Origin of the sequence: Hydrocoleum sp. CS-953 (assembly GCF_002260545.1) — a bacterium.
Classification (GTDB): Bacteria; Cyanobacteriota; Cyanobacteriia; order Cyanobacteriales; family Microcoleaceae; genus Trichodesmium.
This window is the reverse complement of sequence record NZ_LGSU01001137.1, coordinates 1-7133: the sequence shown is the minus strand read 5'-3', so window position 1 is coordinate 7133 and position 7133 is coordinate 1. Positions and strand designations below refer to the sequence as shown.

At 35.6% G+C, this 7133-nt stretch carries 5 protein-coding genes; 1 reads left to right on the top strand and 4 read right to left on the bottom strand.

Going from position 1 to position 7133, the window contains the following annotated elements; genetic code table 11:
* Window positions 1-555: 555 nt before the first annotated feature.
* On the top strand, window positions 556-2043 hold the full coding sequence (locus AFK68_RS17805) for a sugar transferase (protein WP_094673927.1): 1488 nt from the start codon (window positions 556-558) through the stop codon (window positions 2041-2043).
* Here the strand turns inward: AFK68_RS17805 and AFK68_RS17800 are convergent.
* From AFK68_RS17800 to AFK68_RS17785, 4 genes are all read right to left on the bottom strand, one after another.
* Window positions 2040-2573: a helix-turn-helix domain-containing protein gene (locus AFK68_RS17800; RefSeq protein ID WP_143438002.1), complete on the bottom strand. Its 534-nt coding sequence runs from the start codon at window positions 2571-2573 to the stop codon at window positions 2040-2042. The two genes, AFK68_RS17805 and AFK68_RS17800, sit on opposite strands and share 4 nt — an antisense overlap.
* Window positions 2574-3156: 583 nt before the next feature.
* Window positions 3157-3978: a WecB/TagA/CpsF family glycosyltransferase gene (locus AFK68_RS17795; protein WP_094673926.1), complete on the bottom strand. Its 822-nt coding sequence runs from the start codon at window positions 3976-3978 to the stop codon at window positions 3157-3159.
* A gap of 18 nt (window positions 3979-3996) precedes the next feature.
* Complete coding sequence (locus AFK68_RS17790) at window positions 3997-5172, bottom strand: glycosyltransferase family 4 protein (RefSeq protein WP_094673928.1); 1176 nt, start codon at window positions 5170-5172, stop codon at window positions 3997-3999.
* Window positions 5173-5994: 822 nt separating this feature from the next.
* Window positions 5995-7116: glycosyltransferase (locus AFK68_RS17785; protein ID WP_143438003.1), on the bottom strand; the 1122-nt coding region annotated here is incomplete at its 3' end.
* Window positions 7117-7133 lie beyond the last annotated feature (17 nt).

Below are 7133 nucleotides of genomic sequence, written 5' to 3'. Positions count from 1 at the left end.
GAGAATAACTGCTTTACAACGTAACGTTGGCAGATAAGCAGATAATAAATAACTTAATAGCTGAATGCTTACAAAACAGATAAGTATTTATTCCCAAAAATCAAAGGCAAGAAATTCTATTTTCTTTTAACTATCTATACTATATTGATAATAAATCATTTGCTGGGAAAATTGTCTCTTGGACTAAAGCTGATTGCTGGGAACCCTCAAAAAAATCTGTCTTTCTTAGTTCCCCTTGAATTTATTGCACAGTATGACATCTTACAGCAGTTTTCAAGTTGATGAGGTCAAAAATTCTGCGACATTAGGGAGTAGGGAATCGGGAAAAAATAATATTAAAACTGTACCTCACTATTCGCGCAAAGTGCGGTAAGACTTAATACCTGTAATTAGTAACTGTTTACTGGCAACTGAATACAGGTAAGTAATTTTTTATATAATTACTTTACCCAGTAGTATCAGATAGTAAAATGAGATAAAGGGTGCATTTCAAGTAACTTAATTTCCACAAAAATAAATATAGATATTGCCAACTATTTAAGGATAATAAAAAAAATGCTGGATTCACAAAAGCCCATAACCTCTGATGTTCAAAAAAGTAAATTAGATCAACGCGCTCCTAACAGAATTTTCAGTTTTAGTCACGGTACTATAGTTGGTTGGTTGCGTACAATTTTATTTGTATTTCTAGATGGAACTTTAATATCTCTTGCTTGGAAAACTGCTCAGTGGATGAGCAGTAATCTCAAGACTTTTCAAGTAATTTCATCTTTCGATTTAGTCGGAAATTCTGTAAATAAACCAGGATTTTTACTACCAATTTTACTAATTACACTTAATAGTATTGCTGCTGCTGGATTTTATGGAGAGCATCAAAATCGTTATCAATATTTTAGGTTAATCAAAAGTCTTACTTTTGCCCAAGTAATTGTACTATTTATAGCTTTCCTCTACGAACCAGAGGCAATTTTTTCTCGTTCTACTTTTTTACTGGCATGGTTATTTAATCTGATATTTGTACTGACAGCTCGTTTAATTGTAGAAGCAACTATTACAATAATTCACAGACGAGGTTCTCTCCGCCAGAAAATTTTTTTAGTGGGTACTCATCAGGATACTTTAGTGGCACACATTGCTCTGAAGTTAGTCAGTAATAACGAATATGAAATCTTAGGGGAAGTAGATGTATCTACTAAAGAAAATTGCAGTCACTGGCAAGATATTTTAGAAGAGATATCTGAGCAAGGAGTGGGAGAAATTTTTGTCTGTTCTTGGCACTCAATTCCAGACCACATGGAATTTTGTTGGAGCGTAAAAACAGCAGGTATTCATCTACGGATTTTACCAGTTGGTTTAAGTATTCCCACTCAAATACCCAAAATAGAGATGATTGGTGGGATACCCACAATTCATTTAAGTCCGCCAGCAATTGTAGGTGTTGATTATTGGATAAAGCGTAGTTTTGATTTACTTTCTTCAGGTTTGTTTATTTTGTTAGCGGCTCCTCTACTATTATTCATTGCAGCTCTTATTTACCTAGATTCTCCAGGACCAATATTTTATAAACAAACTCGGATGGGTTTGAGAGGGCGACATTTTAAAGTTTGGAAATTCCGCACGATGGTAGTTAATGCCGATCAATTAATCAAAGAGTTGGAGGCGAAAAATGAAACTAAAGATGGTGTGCTATTCAAGATGAAAGAAGACCCGCGCATTACTAAAGTTGGCAAGTTTCTCCGGCGCTATAGTATTGATGAACTGCCTCAATTAATTAATGTAGTGAAAGGTAATATGAGTTTGGTTGGACCTCGCCCACTACCATTACGAGATGTTGAATGTTTTAAACCACACCATTTTGCACGACAAAATGTTTTGCCAGGAATTACAGGTTTGTGGCAAGTATCGGGTCGCTCAAATATTCTTGATTTTGAGAATGCCTTCCGCCTTGATATGACTTATATCAATAATTGGTCCTTGGCAATGGATTTCCAGATTTTACTCAAGACAGTCAAGGTTGTTTTGGCTAAGGATGGCGCGTATTAAGAAGCTTCTTGAATTAGCTCCTCAATATTTTTCTTATTGATTTTCCACATTTCCTCTTCTTCCCAAATCCACCTACTGTCCACTCGCTCCACTGTACCATCAAAGTTAAATACTGTGGCCGTTGCCAAGGTCTCAATCCAGACTGTCGCTCCACAAGAGTGAGGCTTTTCTGGTCGATAAACTATTTTACAGGGACCGTGAATCTCTATTTCGTGACCTTTGGCTAAATTCTTAGAGCTTCTTTTGACAGACATCACATCAAGATCGGTATTTTTCTCCTTTTTATTAGTAGAAATATTATTACGATCAAAATGAATGGTATTTTTGCCACAATGCCGACAGGAATGCCAATTTGGTTGAGGACCACGTTTCCTGCTGGAGATTCTTGGCATTCCTTGATATAAAGGAATTACCCAAGTCCGACCATTGATTTTTCTAGCTCCTTGAATCCGACCTTCTTTGATTAAAACTCGGACTCTTTGAACAGAAATATTTAATAGAGAAGCAGCTTCTGTTGTACCAACAAACATATTTTGTCTTTCCTAAATAGTGGTGCTTAATAAAATGAAGATACTATTTCTTTATACGCAATAGTAAAAATTAAAATTTGCATCTGGGCAGCAGTATATACAAATGAAAGGATTTTACTCATACCGAAGTTAGCAGAAAATTTCTCAGTATTTGGTTGAGAAAGTTAGATATTCTCAGATGTGACTTTTCCATTTTTAGCGTGGTGCTTAATAAAATGAAGATACTATTTCTTTATACGCAATAGTAAAAATTAAAATTTGCATCTGGGCAGCAGCATATATAAATGAAAGGATTTTACTCATACCGAAGTTAGCAGAAAATTTCTCAGTATTTGGTTGAGAAAGTTAGATATTCTCAGATGTGACTTTTCCATTTCTCCATACGCAATAGTAAAATTAAAATCCCCATCCAGGGAAAAATAATTGGAANAAAGGATTTTACTCATACCGAAGTTAGCAGAAAATTTCTCAGTATTTGGTTGAGAAAGTTAGATATTCTCAGATGTGACTTTTCCATTTCTCCATACGCAATAGTAAAATTAAAATCCCCATCCAGGGAAAAATAATTGGAAAACTCCCAAAGTTAAGAAAAATCTTTTTTCAATGGAGTCTTGAGAGGGAGTAGCCTCATTAACTGAAGCGACAAAAGAATTAGATAGAGAGGATTTAACAATATATAACGTTGCCAAAGACGAGTAGGCTCTTGTAGCAAACGAAAAAGCCACTCCAAACCAACTTTTTGCATCCAAGATGGAGCTTGGGGAACATTACCTGCATGAAAATCAAAAGCAGCACCCACACAAACTAAAGCAGAATCTAAATTTTGACTTTTTTCAAAAGCCCAAGCCTCTTGCCTAGGGCAACCCAAACCAATAAATATAATACCCGCCCCAGAATCTTTAATTTGTTGAATATATTCAGCATCTTCCTCTGGAGTTAGGGAGCGAAAAGGTGGAGAAATAGTTCCGGCAATAGTTAGGTTAGGAAATTTGTCTTGAAGATTTTGCTGCAAACTTTCCAAAACTTGAGGAGTTGAGCCATAGAGAAAAATACCAATATTTTCATTAGCTGCTGCAGCACAAAGATGTAACATTAACGTCGGACCATAAACCCGATCGCTCAGATGAGGCCGATCAGGTTTGCGTAATAAATTCATTGCCCAACGTACAGGTTGACCATCAGGAACAACTAGAGTAAATTGATTCAGGCGATCGCCATGACCCTTTGGATCGAGATAACCAGTCATAATACCATGTACTGGGGTCGGAGCAACAGTACAAGATTGTCTTACTTTAGCAGAGTTAATAATAAATTCTGTACAGTCGTAGTAATTACTGTGACTAACTCCTATGCCTAAAACACTGGTTTTGCCTGGGGGAGTTAAAGAAGGTGGGTAGTTTGTCATTTTTTATCTATAAACCAATTAAGTTAAATTTTTAGAAGCGATCGCCAACTTATAGATATCCATCAACTGCCGATAATTTTCTTGGGCAGTATACTTTGCCTCAAACTCAGCCCTAGCTTTCAAACGCATTTTTCTTAATTCTTCTGGATAAGCCAGAGCATATTCTACCTGTCTAATTAAATCTTCTCGATCGCCTGGACGAAATAATAAACCAGTACAACCTGAGTCTACCAATTCAGCAATTGCCCCAATATTAGCAGCAATAACAGGAGTTCCTTTCGCAAAAGCCTCAACTGCCACTCGCCCAAAAGTTTCATACCATTGAGAAGGAAAAACCAAAAACTTTGCCTCTCCTACCAGTTCATAAACTTCTTGCAAACTTCGCCTACCTAACCATTCTACATTAGGAAGTCTGGATGCAGCCTCTTGGATTTTGGATGCTAAAGGACCATCTCCAACTATTTTTAAAGGTATCTTCTCTCCCAAATATTCCCAAGCCTCCAACAAAGTATCCAATCCTTTCTCTGGTGAAAGACGCCCCACAAAAAAAGCATATCCTCCCTTTCCTTTTCCCACTTCGGGGTTAGTAGAGACAAAATTAGGCTTAACAACAATTTTTTCTGCTGGTAAACCTGTCTGAATAAACTTCTGACGGGCAAACTCCGTGAGAGTAATGTAAATATCCACCATCTTCATCCAAGTTGGCAAGATACGATGTACAGTTTGCATTGCTGCTACTACCATAGTACCTGCCCGATTCTCCCGATAGCAAGCGTGGACTATACCAGGCCAAGGGATAAATTTATTCATACAATCTTCACAAACCAGTCCATTCCGGAAAAAGTAGGAATTAGCACACATCAGGCGGTAGTTACGCAAAGATTGAACAACTGGAACTCCTTCTGCTTTAGCAGCATAATAAACCGATGGAGAAATAAGGGGAAAAAAGTTCTGGACATGAATTAAATCATAAGAATTTTGTTTGAGTTTCTGTCTAACTATTTTATAGCTTTCTTGTGACCAAATAGTTCTAATAGCTACACGAATTTTACCTAATTCTGGGACGCGATCATTCATATCTTCATAAACATCAACTTCGTGACCATTTTCTATTAATAATCTTTGTTCTGCCTCGCGAGATTCATCTTCCCCACCTCGAATTTGATAGCGATTATGTATACTTAAAATGCGCATAATTTTTTCAATAAATTCATTCAAACTATAGCAGTCATATTTGGGTTATAAATAAAAAAAATATAATTAGGGGTAATCTGAAAGCGTCATGGGAAACAGCCATAATAATTTGAGTTTTTTAGTATTGGTTAGTAGTGCTGATTTTTAAATTAAGTATCAATGAAAAAAAGGTAGTTCTAAATAGGGTTTACTGAAAAAGTATTATGGATGAGGGTAGGATTCAGGATGAATGGGAAATTTACAGGAGACAGGAGGAATAATTATCCCTTAATTTTTCTGCCTCGCGCCAACTAAAAATCCTCACTTTATGCAGCTATTTAGAAGGAAAACCTTGTACTTTTTCCAGACATAAAAAGACACCTTATTTCCTGTCAATGCTTTGAGATTTAATCAGCAAGCCCTAAATATTTCATTAATTGATAATGGATATTTATGCTCATAAATAAAAATCATTACTTATTTACCACTACCATATTTTTTATGTATTCTTAGTTTTTTACCAAAAAATGAGGGTATGCGCCTCCCCTTTTAAGGGGATGGAAAAAATATTTAACTCAGTATTTCAAGCCTCCGACTTTAGTCGGAGGTTAACTGATAACTGATAACTGATAACTGATAACTGATAACTGAAATGATCAATCCTATATATATTAGTATAATACTTTTTTATAATTATCTAATGCCCTCTCAGCAATTTTATTCCACTGTAAATTTTTCAGTACATAACGTCTTCCTGCCATTCCCATTTCTTCCCATTCTGAACGACGTTCTAAAAGTTCTTCCAAACCTTCTTTTATACTAGCTACTTCTGGCTGAACAACNATCTAATGCCCTCTCAGCAATTTTATTCCACTGTAAATTTTTCAGTACATAACGTCTTCCTGCCATTCCCATTTCTTCCCATTCTGAACGACGTTCTAAAAGTTCTTCCAAACCTTCTTTTATACTAGCTACTTCTGGCTGAACAACTACTCCACAGCCACTAGATTTTACATGAGATGCTATACCCCCAACTTCTGAAACTAATAATACTCTACCAGCCAGCATTGCTTCTAATGCAGACAAACCAAAACCTTCAAAACGGGAGGGTAGACAAAAGATATCATAGTTAGCAATTATGGAAGTAGGAGAAACATCAAAATCTGGATTTAAAAAAGATAAATTGTCACAAATCAAAAGTTTTTTACCCTTTTCTTCCAGCATTTTTCTGTCTCCAAAATCAGGACCTTGAATTATTAATTTATATTTAGAGCTAGTATCTTTTTTTCTGACAATTTTTGCAAAAGCTTCCACAAGTAAATCCAACCCTTTATTGTAAGCATCTATTCTACCTAAAAATAACAATTTTGCAGGAGTATTCTGTCGCCATTCTAATTTTGATTCTGGCAAAACATCTTCTGGATGAAAACCATTAGGTAGTTCAATAATAGACGTATTAACACCTAAATTTATGAGAAATTCTCCATGACGAATATCTAATACTTGTACTGCTTTTGCTTGCCTTAACATAGGTCTTTCTAGAAAATACCAGTAAGGGAATTTTAGATATGATTTCTTGCTAAAAATATCAGGATTATAGGGGTCGTGAGGCCAGGCAATATAATCAATTCCACACTTTTTTAGAAAGCGGGATAGAGAGTAAGCACTAGGATTAAATATACCGCTAATAACAACTAAATCTGGTTTAGACTTTTCTTGAATATATTTTTTTAAGCCAGATGCCAGAGAAAAAATTGCCCCTTTTTTAGATAGATTAGCAAAACATTTAATTTCATAGCCTTTCTCAGTTTTTATAAAATTATCCTGATATCCTTCGCATAAGATAGTTACCTTATTTCCGCACTCTGTTAACCCAAAAGCTAAACCATCCACAGCTTTACTTATACCCCGATTTAAAGGTTCGCCGCAAGGAGGAAATATTTTGAGGTATAAAACTATATTCATTATGATTTAATTAATAG

Excerpts from the sequence above, each read along its gene's own strand:
- AFK68_RS17800 (WP_143438002.1), bottom strand. The coding sequence starts at position 2,573 with ATGTTTGTTGGTACAACAGAAGCTGCTTCTCTATTAAATATTTCTGTT.
- AFK68_RS17790 (WP_094673928.1), bottom strand. The coding sequence starts at position 5,172 with ATGCGCATTTTAAGTATACATAATCGCTATCAAATTCGAGGTGGGGAA.
- AFK68_RS17805 (WP_094673927.1), top strand. The coding sequence starts at position 556 with ATGCTGGATTCACAAAAGCCCATAACCTCTGATGTTCAAAAAAGTAAA.
- AFK68_RS17795 (WP_094673926.1), bottom strand. The coding sequence starts at position 3,978 with ATGACAAACTACCCACCTTCTTTAACTCCCCCAGGCAAAACCAGTGTT.